We start from the raw sequence: 15,848 nt of genomic DNA, 5'->3' as shown, positions 1-15,848 counted from the left end.
CGGACGTCAACACGATCGCCGGGCTCCGGGCAGGTCCGCGGCCCGTTGACCGGCCTATAGCAAAGTGATATCACTTTAAGCGTGAACACGCAGTCATCCGCGGGGCCGGCGCTGGTCGTCGACCGCCTCACCAAGCGCTTCGGGGAACGCACGGCGTTCTCCGAGGTCTCCTTCGCCGTCGACTACGGCGAGGTCTTCGGGTTCCTCGGGCCGAACGGCGCGGGCAAGACCACGACCGTGCGCACCCTCGGCACCCTCATCGCGCCGAGCTCGGGCACGGCGAGCGTCGCCGGGCTGCCGCTGAACGCGGCCAACGGCGTCGCGATCCGCGGCAGGATCGCGGTCATGCCGGAGTCCCCCGGCCTCTACCTGCGGCTGAGCGTCGCCGAGAACCTGACTTACTTCGCCGGCCTGTACGACCTGGCCGACCGGCGCGAGCGGATCGCCCGCGCGCTCAAGGCCGTCGGCCTCGAGCACCGCGCGGACGACCTGTGCCGCTCCCTCTCGAAGGGCCTGAAGCAGCGGGTCGGGCTGGCCCGCGCGCTGCTGAGCGACCCGCAGGTGCTCTTCCTCGACGAGCCCACCTCGGGCCTGGACCCGGTCGCGGCCCGCGAGGTGCACGAGCTGATCGACGGGCTGCGCCGGCGCGGCGTGACCATCTTCCTGACCACGCACCGGCTCGCCGAGGCCGAGCGGCTGTGCGACCGCGTGGGCATCATGAACACCACGCTGCGGACGATCGGGCGGCCGGACGAGCTGCGCGACCGGCTGTTCGCCAAGAGCATCGAGGTGCGCACCCGGGAGCCGCTCGCCGATCCCGACCGGGTGCTGGCCGGACTGCCCGGCTGCGAGGGCTGGCGCCGGAACGAGGACGGCGCGTACGTGCTGTCGGTGACCGACCCGGACGCCGCCGCCCCCGCCGCCGCGCGTGCCGTACTCGCGGCCGGGGCGGACCTGCTGGCGCTGACCCCGACCCGGCACTCCCTCGAGGACGTCTACCTCCAGATGATCGACACGGACGTGGAGGCCGAGCAGCGATGATCAGCACCCTGAGCACGACCCGCATCCGGGCTGTCGTCGGCAAGGAGATCCGCGACTACCGGCGCAACCGGTTCATCGCGACCACCATGGCGATCATGCCGATCCTGTTCATGATCGCGCCGATCGTGACGATCTTCTCGCTGCCCGCCGACGTGGCCTCGCAGAAGCTCGACGCCGCGATCGGCGTCTCGGTCCTCTACCTCACCCTGATCCCGGCGCTGGTGCCCGCGGTGGTCGCGTCCTACACGATCGTCGGCGAGCGCGAGCAGGGCACGCTCGAACCGGTGCTGACCACGCCGCTGACGCGCGAGGAACTGCTGCTCGGCAAGGCGCTGGCCGCCTTCCTGCCGACGCTCGTGATCTCCTACGCCATGTACGGGATCTTCCTCGCCTGCGCCGGGCTGTTCGCGCACCCGAACGTCTCCGACGACATCTTCCAGGCCGGCCGGATCCTGGCACAGGTGCTGTTCACGCCGCTGCTCGCCGCCTGGTCGATCTGGGCCGGGATCGCGATCTCGACGCGGGCGAGCGACGTCCGCGTCGCGCAGCAGCTCAGCACACTCGTGAGCCTGCCGCCGCTGGCTGTGACCGCGCTGATGGGCTTCGGCGTCATCACGCCTTCGCTCAGACTCGCGCTCATCCTCGGCCTGGCGCTGCTCGCGATCGACGTCGCGGCCGGCAGGTTCGTCGCGAAGCTGTTCGACCGCGAGCGGCTGCTCACCGGCGTGAAGGCTTGAGTCCGGCCGTCGTCACCACTGCACGGCGATGTACTTCGACTCCAGGTATTCGAGCATTCCCTCATGTCCGCCCTCGCGGCCGATGCCGCTCTGCTTCACGCCGCCGAAGGGCGCGGCCGGGTCGCTGACCAGGCCCCGGTTGAGGCCGATCATCCCGGCCTCCAGCGCCTCGGCGACGCGCAGGCCGCGCGCGAGGTCGCCGGTGTAGAGGTAGGAGACCAGCCCGAACTCGGTGTCGTTCGCGGCCGCGATCGCCTCCTCGTCGTCATCGAACACGACGATGGGGGCGACCGGCCCGAAGACCTCCTCGCCGAGGATCGGGTTGGTGCTGCCCACATTCGTCAGCACGGTCGGGTCGTAGTACCAGCCGGTCCGGTCCGGGCGGGTGGCACCGAGCAGCGCGCGGGCACCCTCGTCGAGGGCGCCGGCGACCAGCTCCTCGACCTTCTCCACGGCGGCCGGGTTGACCAGCGGGCCGAGCTCGGTGGCCGGGTCGCTGCCCGGCCCGACGACGAGGTGGCCCATCGCGTCGGCCAGCCCGCGGGAGAACTCGTCGGCGACGCTCCGGTGCACGTAGAAGCGGTTGGCGGCCGTGCACGCCTCGCCGCCGTTGCGCATCTTGGCGAGCATCGCGCCCTCGACCGCCGCGGAGACGTCCGCGTCGTCGAGCACGAGGAACGGGGCGTTGCCGCCGAGCTCCATCGACGTGTTGACGATGGTGTCGGCGGCCTCGTGCAGCAGCGCGCGGCCGACCTCGGTGCTGCCGGTGAACGACAGCTTGCGCACCCGCGGGTCGTGCAGCATCGCGGAGACGACCGGCCCGGACTTGCGCGACGGTACGACGTTGACCACGCCCGCGGGCGCCCCCGCCTCCTCCAGCAGCGCGCCGATCGCGAGGGCGGTCAGCGGCGTGTCACTGGCGGGCTTGAGTACCACCGAGCAGCCGGCGGCCAGCGCCGGGCCGATCTTGCGCGTCGCCATCGCGGCCGGGAAGTTCCACGGCGTGACCAGCACGCATACGCCGACCGGCTGACGCATCACGAGAATCCGGTTGGCGCCGGACGGGGCGGTGCCGAGCTCGCCGAAGCCGCGCACGGCCTCCTCGGCGTACCAGCGGAAGAACTCGGCGGCGTACGCGACCTCGCTGCGCGCGTCCCGCAGGGCCTTGCCGTTCTCCAGCACCATCAGGTGCGCCAGTTCCTCCGCGTGCTCGGTCATCAGCTCGAAGGTGCGGCGCAGCACCTCGCCGCGCTGCCGCGGCGGGGTCGCGGCCCAGCCCGGTCCGGCGGCGGCCGCCGCCTCGACGGCGCTCAGGCCGTCCTCGACGCTGCCGTCCGCCACTTGGGTGAAGACACTCGCCGTCGCCGGATCGTAGACGTCCATCAGCGCGCCGTCGGAGGAGTCCCGGCGTTCGCCGCCGATCAGCAGTTGGGTGGGAGCGAGCTTGAGAGCGCCGTCGCTAGTCATATTGTTCATTTTAGTACCGATTGGCCACGAAGAGCGCTTCCGTCGGGAAGAGGGTGACGGCGCGCGGTCCGTCCTCGGTGAGTACGACCTCTTCCTCGATGCGCTCGGCTTCGGACATGTCGGCTGCGAGCGGCGTCGGCCGACGCGGCCGGTCACCGCTGATAGGAGCCGCCCTCCAGCTGACTGCGCGAAACGCCGCCCTCCAACTGGCTGTAGGGACGGCTATCCAGCTGGTTCTGCCCGTACGCCTCCGGATGCTCGGCACGCCGCGGGCTCGAGGCCACCCGCTGCATCAGCCGGTTCAGCTCCTCCGGGCGCGGATTGATCAGCCCGCTGATGTTCAACACGCCCTGGCCGCCGCGCATCAGCCACACGTCGTAGATCTCGAGGCTGAACGTCGCGTCCATGAGGACGGCTTCGATGACGCCTTCCGCCGCGAGGATGTTGGGCCCCTCCACGAAGGTCGAGAGGCTGCTGATCCGCTGCCCGCCGCCCTGCGCCCAGGTCTGCTGCTCGCTCTGCAGTATCGCCAGGCTGCCGCGCTGGACGACGCCGGCCGACGCGCGCACGGCATCCGGCGCGTAGAGCTGCGCGAGGGCCGCCAGGTCGCGCGCGTTGGTGGCGTCCCAGACCTGCCGGTAGAAGAACTGCCCGGGCGCGGCGGACTCGGCGGGCAGCGCGGCGGGCGTGCGCGGCGCGACCGAGCCGCTGACGTGGTACCGCGCGAGGCCGCCCTCCAGCACGAACACGTCGTACGACAGCGTCGACGCGTACCCGCTGGACTGCCACGACTCCGCGACGTAGGCGAACCCGAGGTCGACGAAGCGCTCGACGCCGGCGGTGACGACCCCGCCGATCACCCCGAACGTCTCGGCGTACCCCGCCGCGATCGACTCCGCGCCCATCAGCACCTGTCCGGTGCCCAGGGACAGCTGAACCGAGGAACCGGGCTGATAGAGCGCGCGCAGCGCGTGGACGTCCCCCGCGGCCATGGCAGCAGACCAGCGATGGTGGAACGCCTGAGTGGGGGTCAGTTGCATCGTCCGTCCTCACGAGACAGTGAACCAGACCATTGAAGCATTTGATCAGGTCACGGGTCACCGCGTCGCCGGGGCGGTCCCGGCGAATCCGCGAGACCGGGTCGGACGGTCGAGATCGCGAGCAGCGCCAAGGGACGAAACTCAATGGTGGGAAGCGCGCTGCCCCACGGCGTGCAGCAGCGCGTACACGGCCGCCGCGGACGACCGCGTGCCGAGCGCATCTAGGGCGTGTTTTGCAACTATCGCCGGGTCCGCGACGCCTGCCACGCACGCTCGCCGCGTTGCCGGATCGCCCACGTACGCCCAGTATGCGGACGACCCGGCGCCTTGCGATCGCACGCGTCAGACGCCGCGGCCTGATCCGACGCTAGTTTCAAAACACGCCCTAGCGCTCGCGCCGGTTTCGGCGAATCCATGCGGAGGAGGTCGCGCCGACGAGTAGGAACGCGATCGCCAGTCCGACGACGGCCATCGTCGAGGACGAACTCGTGTCGGCCAGGTCGACGACGCCCGACGGCGGGCTGGAGGCGGCCGCGACCGCGGCCTTGGTCCTCGACGCGGACGAGGCCTCAGTGGTGGGCGACGCGGAGCGCGGCGGCGACGCGGACGTCGCCGGGGGGCTGGGCGGCGACGGGCTCGTGGAGGCTGGGGCGCGAACCTGAGATGCGGCCACGGTCGCGGCCTGCTCCGCGGCCGCCCGCGTCGAAGCCGGCGTGGTCGGCGCGGACGAGGGCGCGGCCTTCGACGGTTGAGCCGCCGGCGTGGTCGGAGACGGCGACGGCGTCGGAGCGGCGCCGATGAAGATGCTGCCGGTGATCTCGATCGGCAGTCCCGCGCCGTCGACGTCGGCGGTGAGCGGCTCGCGACCGCAAACCTCCATGGAGTTGCCACACGTCGCCGTCGCCGTGCTCACGTACACCCGGATGTCCCCGGCTCGCCACGTCGTGCCGCTCGGCTGGCAGATCCACGCGCCGGGCGAGCCGGAGCACGTTCCGCCGGCGCCGGATGCGGAGATGCCGGTGACGAGACCCGCGACGGAGGACACGCCCACCTGATCGGCGCTGCCCACGACGCGGGAGTTCGGCGCGATCGTGATGTCGAGCGTCTGGGTACCCGTACCGGCGGTGAACGCCGCGTCCGGCACCGTCACCCCGTAGACGGTGTCCGCGTGCGCCACGCCGCCGACCGTCACCCACGCCGCCGCGACCAGCGCGAGCGCCGTAGACCACCTCGTGCCCGACTTCACCGCCGCTCCCTCCCCAGCAGAACCTAAGCGGGCCGGACACTACCGGCGCGGGTCACGGCGTGCAACGGCGGTCGAGAGGGCTTTGCCGCAGCTTTTCCGGGCCCGGCGGATGCCGTCGGTTCACCGGGAGCTTCTGGCGATCTCGATCAAGCGCAGCAGCACGTTGAGATCGGGGATCTTCCCCAGCTTCACACTGAATCTGCGCTTCTCCGTGAGGTGGAAGATCAGCGCGATTCTGCCGAGTACCGTCACGGACGTGACTTCCGGCCAGGCGACGTCCAGCCGCTCATAGATCAGGCCCTTGCGGTCGATGTGGAGCGGACCGAACTCCAGCATCTCGCCGGCCCGGAACCGGTCCAGCATGAGCGGCAGGACATGGGCGGTACTCAGCCGCCGCGCCTGCGCGCCGACTCCGTTCCTCTCGGCCATCACATCCTGGTACCTCGTCTTGACGCCCCACCGCACTCTCCCGCCCTGCGGGAAGACGATCCGGTACTGCTCCGATCCGCGCGCGGCGCCCTGACCCCAATACACCTGCACGTCCTGCCAGGCCCCGTACCACTTCGCCCGTCCCGACGGGTGCGTGTAGACGATCCCGCCCGGGTAGAGGTAGAGCTTGCGATTGACGATGATCCGCAAGCCCCGCCACACCATCGCGGCCGCGCCGCCTACCAGCACCACTCCGATCAGAATCGTGATGACTTTGCCCACGGCACTGCCGTGGCCGAAGAGATTCGCGCTCGGGCTGAGCATGACGAACCCGGGTCCGCCCACGATGAAGGCGTAGCCCCACCACAGGAAGACGTAGACGGCGTTCGAGGGCCCGTTGTGGACCTCCCGAAGTTCGCCCAGACCAAGCGTCTGGGCGGCGGTAGCGACCTGTGCTGGTACGGGGTCGGCCATCGACGGCTCCTCCGGACACGAGATGCCAGAGTCCCTTTCAAGGCCACAGTACCCTTACTCACTATTCTGAGATAGAGGCTGCGGTGGCGCGCGCGTCCGTCGAGCGCCCTCAGCCGACGCCGAGGGCTGCGCGCACCTCCTCGCTGGAGCGGAGTTCCTCCGCGCTCGCCTCGTGGGTGATGCGGCCCTTGAGCATGACGTACCCGCGGTCGACGTGAGCCAGGGCGAAGAGGGCGTTCTGCTCGGTGAGCAGGATGCTCAGGCCTTGCTCGCGCAGCCGGTCCAGCCAGCGGCCGAGGTCGGAGACCACAGCCGGGGACAGCCCCTCGGTGGGCTCGTCCAGCAGCAGCAGGCGGGGGTTGCCCAGCAGGGCTCTGGCCAGTTTGAGCATCTGCTGTTCGCCGCCGGAGAGGAAGCCCGCGCGTCGGTCGGCCAGCTCGCGGAGCTTGGGGAAGACGGTGAGGACGTCTTCCAGGGTGCGGCCGTCGGCGGCTGCGCGCTTGCCCAGGGTGCGGGCGGCCAGTTCCAGGTTCTGGGCCACGGTGAGGCCGCCGAAGACGCGGCGTCCGCTGGCCACGAACGCCACGCCCTGGCGCGCGATCCGGTGGGTCTTGGCGCGGGCGATCTCGGTGCCGTCCATCAGGATGCTGCCGCGCTTGGGCGGGGTGAGCCCGAGGACGCTGCGCATCGTGGTGGTCTTGCCGGCGCCGTTGCGGCCCAGGAGAGCGACCGCCTCGCCCGCGCCGACCTTCAGCGAGAGGCCCTGGAGGATGTGGCTGGCGCCGTAGTACGTGTCGACGTCGGTGAGTTCGAGCATCGTCGCCATCGTCGTCGTGTGCGGCACGGATCTCCTTGCTTCGGTGGTCACGGGTCACGGCTCGCTTCCGAGGTAGACGGCCATCACTTCGTCGTTCGCCCGCACCTCGGCTGCCGGGCCGTGGGCCAGTACGCGGCCCTGGTGCATCACCGTGACCTCGTCGGAGATCGAGAAGACGGTGTCGAGGTCGTGTTCGGAGAACAGCACGGTCAGGCCGCGTTCGCGGGCGAGGCCGGTGATCTGGTCGACGACGCGCTTCGTCTCGAACGGGGACATGCCGGCCGTCGGCTCGTCGAGCAGCAGCAGGCGGGGGGCGGTGGCGAGGGCCAGGGCGACCTCCAGGGCGCGCTGGTCGCCGTGGGAGAGGGCGGAGCCCGCCCGGTGGATGTGCTCGGCCAGGCCCAGCGCGCCGCAGATCGTCTCCGCCTCGGCGCGGATGCCGGCCTTGGTGCGCGAGCGCAGGAGCCTGAGCTGGGCGTTGCGGGCCGCCAGAGCGGCGCAGACGGACTCGCCGACCGTGAGGCGGGGGAAGATGCTGGTGGTCTGGAAGGCCTTGGCGAGGCCGGCGCGGGTGACGGCGTGCGGGGCGAGGCCGGTCAGGTCGCGGCCGTCGAAGCGGACCGTCCCTGCGGTAGGTCTGCGCTCGCCGGTGATCAGCGAGAACAGGGTGCTCTTGCCGGCGCCGTTGGGGCCGATCACGGAGTGGATCGCACCCTGGGCCACGTCCAGGTCCACGCCGTCCACGGCGCGGAAGCCGCCGAAGTCGCGGGTCAGGCCCCTGATGGTCAGTAGCTCGGTCACTTGCGGCCTCGCAGTCGGCTCGGGAGTTCGAGACGGCCGGAGAGCCGGAGACGGCCGGGGCGGCGGAGGGCTCCGGCCAGGCCGTCAGGGCGCAGGATCACGACGAGCAGCAGCACTCCGCCGAGCACGAGCTGCCAGTCGGAGACGTAGCGCACCAGCCAGTCGTGCCCGAACTGGTAGACGAACGCGCCGACGACCGGGCCCGCGAACGTGTACATGCCGCCGATCACGCTCATCAGCACGGCCTGGCCCGACGTCGTCCAGTCGAAGAGCTCTGCATTCGAACCCTGGTTGTAGACCACGAACATCGCCCCGGCCAGCGAGCAGAAGGCGCCGGAGACGGTGAACGCGAGCAGGTGCAGGCGGTAGACGTTCGTGCCGAGGGCCTGGACGCGGGCGCGGTTCTCCCGGGAGGCGCGCAGCAGCAGGCCGAAGTCGGACCGGTAGAGCCACCACAGCGCCAGCAGCGCGGCGACGGCGATGCCGAGGAGCGTCAGGTAACCTTCTACGGGGCTTTCCATCCAGGCCGGGACTACGGGTGCGAACACGCCGTTCGCGCCGCCGGTGAAGCCGGTGTTCTGCTCGACGAGCTGGTAGAACAGCTGCGAGAACGCCAGCGTGATCAGGGCGAAGTAGAGGGTGCGGGCACGCAGGGCGACGAGGCCGATCAGCGCCGCCGCCGCGGCGCCGAGCACCGGGGCGAGCGCGAAACCCTCCCAGAAGCTCAGGCCGGCGTGCTCCCAGCCGAGGGTGACGGTGTAAGCGCCGAGGCCGAAGAACACCCCCTGCCCGAAGCTGACCAGGCCGGCCTGGCCGATGAGCAGGTTCGCGGCGACGGCGAAGACGGCGAACGCGGCGACCTGCTCGAGGCTGAGGATGGCGGAGACGGTGACGAGGTAGGGCGCGGCGGCCAGCAGCGCGAGGGCCGCGGCACCCGCGAGCAGCGGGAGGAGGCGGGCGGCCGGGCGCGGCGCGGGCCGCGCCGTGGCCGGGGGGATCTTCTCTTCGAGGACTGTCATGGGGTCTTCCGTCAGGTTCCTGTCTTTCCGGGCGCGGTCTTCCGTGCGCGGGCCGTGCGCGTGCTTTCCGCTCTCCGTCCGCTATCTGTCCGGGGTGCCGAACAGGCCCCAGGGGCGCACGGCCAGCACGAGGATCATCACGAGGTAGCCGGCGCTGGAGGCGTAGCTGGGGACCCAGAGCGTGCCCAGGCCCTCGACGGTGGCGATGACCACCGCGCCGAGCGCCGCGCCGACGACCGAGCCGAGGCCGCCGACCACGGTGACGATGAACGCCGCGACGATGATCTGCGTGTCGAGGCCCGGGCCGACGGATTCGAGCGGTGCGATCGCGGCTCCGGCGAGCCCGGCCAGCCCCGCGCCGAGCGCGAAGACGCTGGTGCGCAGGAGGGCGAGGTTCGTGCCGCCGACGGACAGGGTCTCCGGGTCCTCCACGGCCGCGCGGACCCGCCAGCCGGTGGCGGTGCGGGCGAGCAGCAGCCACAGCCCGAGGGCGACGGCGGCGGCGATGCCGATGACGATGAGGTCGTATTCCGGGACGACGGCGCCGCCCACGCTGAACCTCCCGGCGACCGGCGTGGCCACGGTCCGGTCCGAGGTGCCCCACACGCGCTGCGCGAGGTCGGCGGCGACGAGGACGAGGGCGAACGTGGCGAGCAGCTGGGCCAGCGGCTCGCGGTCGTGCAGGCGGCGCAGGATGCTGATCTCGATGCCCGCGCCCAGGGCCGCGCACAGCCCGACGGCGGCGATCAGCGCGACCGCGAATCCCCAGCCCCCGGTCAGACCGGAGGCGAGGGACGCGACGGTCAGCGCGCCGACCATGAAGAGGCTGCCGTGCGCCATGTTGATCAGCCGGAGCGCGCCGAAGACCAGCGTGAGCCCGGCCGCGACGACGAACAGCATGGCGGCGTTCGTCAGGATGCTGACGGTTTCGGTGACGAAGGTGTTCATGGCCGGACCAGCTACTTCTGCAGCGCCGTCATCTGGGCGCAGCTGTAGTCGATCTGGTCGAACTGCGCCTCGAACGCGGGAGTGTCCCACAGGTGGGTCGGGTCGCTGGACGAGGCGGCCTGGGCGGAGACGGTGCCGACGTATTCGGGCAGCTCCGTCTGGTGGTCGCAGGCGCGGATCTGCGGGCTGCCGAGGATCGTGGCCGGGGAGGCACCGGAGAGCGCGGCGGAGACGGCGTCGCCGGAGAAGGACTTCGCGTGCTCGACGCCCCACGCCCACTGCTGCACGGCCGCGTAGCCGAGGATCGCCCACTCGCTCGGCGCGTCGCCGTACTTGGCGCGGAACTCGTCCACGAACGCGCTCATCGTCGAGTTGTCATCCGTCCAGTACGGCGCGCGGTCGAAGCCGATCGCGCCGGTCGGGGCCGCGGAGCCGAGCGACTGGAGGACGGAGTAGTCGTACATCGCGATGACCTTCGTCTTCGCGAACAGACCGTAGCTCTCCGCCTGCTTGGTGAAGGCGACGAGGTCGCCGCCGAACTGGGCGTTGAACACGTAGTCCGGCTGGGCCGACTCGATGGCCGCGAGGTACGAGCTGATGTCGGTCGCCCCCAGCGGCGGGAACTCCTGCTTCACGAGCGTGTAGTGCACGTTCTCGGCCTTGAGCGCCTGGATGAAGCCGGCGACGGTGTCCTGGCCGAAGGAGTAGTTCGGCGCGAAGGTCGCGATGGTCACGCTCTTGCCGTGCAGCTGCGTGGCCAGGTAGTCGGCGGCGGCGCGCGGCTCCATCACGGTGTTCGGCACGTCCTGGAAGACGTACTTGCTGTACGTGGTCGTGGTCAGGCCGATGTCGTTCGAGGTGTGCAGGAAGATCGGGATCTGCTGCGCGTTGGTGATCTGCTCCTCTGCCGACGCGACGGAGCTGGCCACCGGGCCGAAGATCGCGACGGCGTGGTCGGCGTCGAGCATGGTGCGCACGTTGGAGACGCCGGTGGCCGGGGTCGCCGCGTCGTCCGCGCTGACCACCTTGATCTGCTTGCCGAGCAGGCCGCCCTTGGCGTTGATGTCGGCTGCGGCCAGCTGCACGCCCTGCAGTCCGGTCTGGCCGAGCGAGGCGATCGCGCCGCTGAGCGTGGTCGACTCGCCGATCGTGACCGTGCCGCCGGATCCGCTGCCGCCGCCGGCCCCGCCGCTGCCGCCGGTACCGGCCGCGGCGTTCGCACACGCCGCGGCCGAGCCGCACATCAGCAGGGCCGCCGCCAGGCCGGTCCATCTTTGAGCGTTGAAGCGCGCCATTGCACTGTCTCTCTTCTTGGGGCACTGAGGGTGATGGCGCGAAACGCTAGACAGGTCCGGCGGCCGCGGGCATGGTGTCCCGCCACACAAAGTGGCGCTACGGGCAGGTGGCGACCACTATGTAGTAACCCGGCGACGTCTCTTCGAGGCTTGAGGTCACGTACAGGTTCCACAGGCCCATCGCGTCGTTGGAGCCGTCGGCGAAGGTGTTGCCGCCGGACTGGTACGCGCGGCCGTCGACGGTCTGTGTGTAGTTGTCGGCGGTGTAGCAGCTCGTCGTATAGGTGCCGGAGCTACTAGCGGAAGCGGACGCCGAGGCGGTCGCCGTCGGCGTGGCGGTCGCGGTCGGCGTGGCGGAGGCGGAGGCCGAAGGCGACGACGAGGCCGTCGGAGTGGACGAAGCCGTCGCAGTGGACGAAGCCGTCGCGGTCGACGACGTGTTCAGGCCCCAGAACGTCGCGGCGTAGTACGTCGAGCAGATGTAGCTCAGGAAGTACGCGCCGGTCGCGCCGCACTGGTCGGCGCCCGAGCCCGGGTTCACGGCGAGGCCGTGGCCCATGCCGGAGATCGCGAAGGTCTCGACGACCGGCTGGCCGGCGCTGTTGTCGTAATCCTTCTCGGTGGTCCCGCCGGTCAGCGACTCGGTCGAGGAGGCCGTCTGGCTCACGCCCCACACGCCCGTCCACTGGTCCATCAACTCGGTCGAGTTCGCCGTGCTGACGGTGTAGTCGGAGGTGCCCTGCCAGATCTGCACGGTCGGCCACGGGCCCGTGTACCCGGAGTCCGAGTTCTCGGCGAGCGCGGCCCACTGCGCGACCGTGTTGCTGACCGTGCTGTCCATGCAGGTGTACGCCTGGGTCTGGCTCGTGGCGCACTGCGCGGGCAGTCCGGAATCGATCGATCCGGAAGCGAACACGTCCGGGTAGTCGGCCAGCAGGTCGGCGGTCATTCCGCCGCCCGCGGACAGGCCGGTGACATAGATGCGCTTCGGATTGATCGAATAGTGCGCCTCCATGTAATCGACCATCTGAATGATCGATTCCGCTTCGCCCGCGCCGCGCGAGTCGTCCGAGGGGGTGTACCAGTCGAAACAGTCCTGGCTGTTGTTGCTCGAGGTCTGGTTCGGGAAGACGACGTCGAAGCCCCATTCGTCGGCGTACCTCGGCCAGCCCGAGTCGTTGTAGTAGTCGGTGGCCTGCTGGGTGCAGCCGTGCAGCGCGACGACGAGCGGCGCGTTCGATCCCGCCGAGGTGGGCACGTAGTCGTACATCTGGATGTTGCCGGGGTTCGAGCCGAAGGACGAGACCTGGGTGAGCGTCGAACTGTTCGCGAGCGCGGTGCTCGCGCCGGTCAGCACGTAGACCAGCGCGAGGAGCACTGCCAGGACGGCGCCGACCGCCGACATAGCGCGGATCGAAGGGGATCTGGAGACCATAACCGCTGCCCTCTTCTTTGAGGTGGGTACGAGGATTCCGGCAGACGGTAGGTCCCCGTTCGCACAGCGGTCGATGGAGTGCATAGACATAGCGGCGCCGCGTGCTGTGTCGAGAAACCACACGGCACGCGGCGCCGGTCGAGCAGCCGGCCTACGTCGTCAGACCGCCTCCGCGGCCGCCTCGACCGCGGGCGTCACGACCCCGGGCGTCACGGTCGACTCGTCGGCCGACGCCGCGGCCGAACGGGCCTTGCGCAGGTAGACGGCCCAGGTGAGCGCGGAGCAGAGCACGTAGTACGCGATGAACGCGATGTACGCCGCGTCGCCGTTCTTCGTGGTCAGGAAGGACTCGCGGAACGCGATGTTGACGAGCACGCCACCGAGGGCGCCGATCGCTCCGGCGATGCCGATCACCGCGCCGGAGATGCGCTCCCCGTCGGGGCGCTCGCGGAAGGCGACGGGGATGAGCTTGTAGACGGAGCCGTTGCCGATGCCGCTGAAGGCGAACAGCAGCACGAAGCCGGCGATGAACAGGCCGAGCGACTTCGCCGAGGAGGCGATCAGCACGACGGCCGCGCCGCCCGCCATCAGCACGAACGTGGCGAAGCTGACCGGGCCGCCGCCGAAGCGGTCGGCGAGCCGACCGCCGACCGGGCGCACAAGCGAGCCGATCAGCGGGCCGAGGAACGTGATGTAGGCGGCCTTGAGCGGCGTCGGGTACGAGTGCGCGAACTGCACCTGCAGCACCTGCCCGAACGCGAAGCCGAAGCCGATGAACGAGCCGAAGGTGCCGATGTAGAGCAGCGAGATGGACCAGGTCTGCGGCTGCCGGGCCGCGAGCGCCAGCGCGCCCTTGTCGCGCTGCACGGCGAGATTGTCCATGCTCAGCGCGGCGGTCGCGGCGACGATGACGACCAGCGGAATGTAGACGCCGGTCATCACGGCCGGGTGGCCCTTGCCGGCCGTGGCCAGCACCAGCAGGCCGACGAGCTGTACGACCGCGACGCCGATGTTGCCGCCGCCCGCGTTCAGGCCGAGCGCCCAGCCCTTGAGCCGCTGCGGGTAGTAGGCGTTGATGTTCGTCATCGCGGAGGCAAAGTTGCCGCCGCCGAAGCCGGCGAGCGCGGACAGGACGACGAGCGTCGAGTAGGAGACGCCCGGGTGGATCAGGAACGTGGCCGAGATCGTCGGGATGAGCAGCAGCAGCGCGCTGACGATTGTCCAGTTGCGGCCGCCGAAGCGTACGACGGCGTAGCTGTACGGCAGCCGTAGCACGGCGCCGATGAAGGTGGGGATCGCGGTGAGGGTGAACTTGCCGGCGGCGTCGACGTGGTAGGCCGGGCCGAGGAAGAGCACCAGGACCGACCACAGGCTCCACACCGAGAAGCCGATGTGCTCGCAGGCGATCGACGTGATCATGTTGCGCAGGGCGACACGTCGGCCTCTTTCCTGCCAGAACGTCTCGTCCTCGGGGTTCCAGTCGGTGATCCAACGTGACATCGGGGACTCTCCGGATCGTTTCGTGGGGGCGGTGACCTCGCTGTATCCGACGTTCGCCGAGGGCGGTTTCCCGACCGTCTCCGCCGGGTTGCGCGTACGGAACACGGCACTCTCTGGCGGCACGGGCCGGATGTGAGGCGTTTTTCTGGGCGGTTCTTGATGGTCCGGTCGCATCGGGGAAACGTCGCGGAAACGCTCGTTGACCATGATCTGTGCATGCACACCCCGGCCGACGTCGCGTTCGCGGACCCCTACGGCTCCGTGCCGCTCGCCGGGTGCGTCGTCGGCATCACCGCCGACCGCCGCCGCGAAGAGCTGACGATGCTGCTCGAACGGCGTGGCGCCCGTGTGGTGTCGGCTCCCACGCTGCGCATCGAGCAGTTCGACGACGAGGCCCCGCTGTACGAGGCGACGAAGGCGTGCGTAAGCGGCCGTCTCGACTACGTCGTAGCCACGACGGGGATCGGCTGGCGCGGCTGGATGAACGCGGCGGAAGGCTGGGGCCTCGAAGAGGCACTGACCGCGAGGTGCCGGTTCGCCTCCGTGCTCACGCGGGGGCCGAAGGCGACGGGCGCCGTGCGAGCGAGCGGGCTGAGCGAGAGCTTCGCCTCGCCGACCGAGGAGAGCCGCGAGATCCTCAACTGGCTCACGGCGCGCTCACTGCAAGGCACCCGGATCGCGGTCCAGCGGCACGCCAACTACGACGCAGCCTTCGTCGAGGCCCTACGCGAGTGCGGGGCCGAGGTGATCGACGTGCCGGTCTACCGCTGGGGGCCCTCCCCGGACCCAGCCGCCGTGGACCGGCTCGTACACGCGATCGCCCGACACGAGGTGCACGCCGTCGCCTTCACCTCGGCACCCGGCGCTACGGCCCTACTCGATGCGGCGGACGCAATCGGCGAAGGCGCGCGGGTACGCGAGGCCTTCACCGAGCCGGTACTGGCGGCGTGCATAGGCGAGCTGTGCGCGCAGCCGTTCCTCTCGCAGGAGCTGCCGGCCCTCTGGCCCGAGCGCGGCCGGCTCGGCTCGCTGGTCCGGGTACTGACGGACGAACTGCCAAGCAGGCTGCGGCAGACGATCCACACGGCGTTGGGCGACGTCGTCATGCAAGGCAACGCGGTCGGCATCGGCGGGACCGTCGTCACACTGCCCACTCAGCCCGCGGCCGTACTGCACGAACTGGCGCGCAGCCCAGGCCGCGTCATCTCGCGCACCGACCTACTGCGCCGGGTGTGGGGACGGCGCGGCGCTGATCACATCGTCGAGGTAACCGTCGCCCGGCTGCGCGCCGCACTCGGCGAGCACGCCGGCCTAGTGGTGACCGTCCCGAAGCGCGGCTACCGCCTAGCGGCCGAACGCCAGCCAGTCGCCGCCGTGCCTGGCCGGTAGCTGCAGGGCCCAGGATCGATCGTCGCGGAAAATCGATCGTCGCAGATCATCAGTAAGCTGCGGATCATTGGCCGCTAGCCATTGAGCATCCACATTCGTCTATTGCTTCACCGCCTCTGCCGAGCTGGCTCTGAGTGCCCGTTGCAATGGTTGTTCGGCTGCGGTTTCGTGTCGCAGCTTTGCTGCTCCCCGGTTTGCGCTTGCCCTCCC

General features: G+C 70.4%; 14 protein-coding genes. 3 read left to right on the top strand and 11 right to left on the bottom strand.

Annotated elements, in window-relative coordinates; all coding sequences use genetic code 11:
- Window positions 1-81: 81 nt before the first annotated feature.
- Together KDK95_RS15145 and KDK95_RS15140 are read left to right on the top strand one after the other, a co-directional pair.
- On the top strand, window positions 82-1,041 hold the full coding sequence (locus KDK95_RS15145; protein WP_212518798.1) for an ABC transporter ATP-binding protein: 960 nt from the start codon (window positions 82-84) through the stop codon (window positions 1,039-1,041).
- Complete coding sequence (locus KDK95_RS15140; RefSeq protein WP_212518797.1) at window positions 1,038-1,778, top strand: ABC transporter permease; 741 nt, start codon at window positions 1,038-1,040, stop codon at window positions 1,776-1,778. Before KDK95_RS15145 ends, KDK95_RS15140 begins: the two co-directional genes overlap by 4 nt.
- Window positions 1,779-1,790: 12 nt before the next feature.
- On the opposite strand, the gene KDK95_RS15135 is transcribed toward KDK95_RS15140, so the two are convergent.
- The 11 genes from KDK95_RS15135 to KDK95_RS15085 all read right to left on the bottom strand — a co-directional run bounded on the left by KDK95_RS15135 (window position 1,791) and on the right by KDK95_RS15085 (window position 14,249).
- Complete coding sequence (locus KDK95_RS15135; RefSeq protein WP_249161307.1) at window positions 1,791-3,245, bottom strand: NAD-dependent succinate-semialdehyde dehydrogenase; 1,455 nt, start codon at window positions 3,243-3,245, stop codon at window positions 1,791-1,793.
- Window positions 3,246-3,397: 152 nt separating this feature from the next.
- Entirely contained in the window at window positions 3,398-4,285 is an 888-nt protein-coding gene (locus tag KDK95_RS15130) for a nuclear transport factor 2-like protein (protein WP_212518795.1), read from the bottom strand.
- 385 nt (window positions 4,286-4,670) lie between these two features.
- A complete protein-coding gene (locus KDK95_RS15125) occupies window positions 4,671-5,531 on the bottom strand; it encodes a hypothetical protein (RefSeq protein ID WP_212518794.1) in 861 nt (286 codons plus the stop codon).
- Between the two features lie 120 nt (window positions 5,532-5,651).
- Window positions 5,652-6,434, bottom strand: a complete 783-nt coding sequence (locus KDK95_RS15120; RefSeq protein WP_212518793.1) for a DUF6585 family protein — start codon at window positions 6,432-6,434, stop codon at window positions 5,652-5,654.
- 109 nt (window positions 6,435-6,543) lie between these two features.
- A complete protein-coding gene (locus KDK95_RS15115; RefSeq protein WP_212518792.1) occupies window positions 6,544-7,278 on the bottom strand; it encodes an ABC transporter ATP-binding protein in 735 nt (244 codons plus the stop codon).
- A 27-nt stretch (window positions 7,279-7,305) separates the two neighbouring features.
- On the bottom strand, window positions 7,306-8,052 hold the full coding sequence (locus KDK95_RS15110; protein ID WP_212518831.1) for an ABC transporter ATP-binding protein: 747 nt from the start codon (window positions 8,050-8,052) through the stop codon (window positions 7,306-7,308).
- Window positions 8,049-9,071 (bottom strand): branched-chain amino acid ABC transporter permease, encoded by a 1,023-nt coding sequence (locus tag KDK95_RS15105; RefSeq protein WP_212518791.1) that lies wholly within the window; start codon window positions 9,069-9,071, stop codon window positions 8,049-8,051. Before KDK95_RS15105 ends, KDK95_RS15110 begins: the two co-directional genes overlap by 4 nt.
- Before the next feature lie 81 nt (window positions 9,072-9,152).
- Window positions 9,153-10,019 carry a branched-chain amino acid ABC transporter permease gene (locus KDK95_RS15100; protein ID WP_212518790.1) on the bottom strand — a complete coding sequence of 289 codons (867 nt, stop codon included), beginning with the start codon at window positions 10,017-10,019 and terminating at the stop codon, window positions 9,153-9,155.
- Between the two features lie 11 nt (window positions 10,020-10,030).
- Window positions 10,031-11,314 (bottom strand): ABC transporter substrate-binding protein, encoded by a 1,284-nt coding sequence (locus tag KDK95_RS15095; RefSeq protein ID WP_212518789.1) that lies wholly within the window; start codon window positions 11,312-11,314, stop codon window positions 10,031-10,033.
- Between the two features lie 97 nt (window positions 11,315-11,411).
- Entirely contained in the window at window positions 11,412-12,719 is a 1,308-nt protein-coding gene (locus KDK95_RS15090) for an extracellular catalytic domain type 1 short-chain-length polyhydroxyalkanoate depolymerase (RefSeq protein WP_249161305.1), read from the bottom strand.
- A gap of 189 nt (window positions 12,720-12,908) precedes the next feature.
- Entirely contained in the window at window positions 12,909-14,249 is a 1,341-nt protein-coding gene (locus KDK95_RS15085; protein WP_212518787.1) for a nitrate/nitrite transporter, read from the bottom strand.
- Window positions 14,250-14,465: 216 nt separating this feature from the next.
- Here KDK95_RS15085 and KDK95_RS15080 point away from each other — a divergent pair, with 216 nt between their 5' ends.
- On the top strand, window positions 14,466-15,638 hold the full coding sequence (locus tag KDK95_RS15080; protein ID WP_212518786.1) for a uroporphyrinogen-III synthase: 1,173 nt from the start codon (window positions 14,466-14,468) through the stop codon (window positions 15,636-15,638).
- Window positions 15,639-15,848: the final 210 nt, after the last annotated feature.

The organism is Actinospica acidithermotolerans (genome assembly GCF_018139625.1).
In the GTDB taxonomy this organism is placed as follows: Bacteria; Actinomycetota; Actinomycetes; order Streptomycetales; family Catenulisporaceae; genus Actinospica; species Actinospica acidithermotolerans.
The sequence above is the reverse complement of the archived record's forward strand: the minus strand, read 5'-3'. Positions and strand labels throughout refer to the sequence as shown.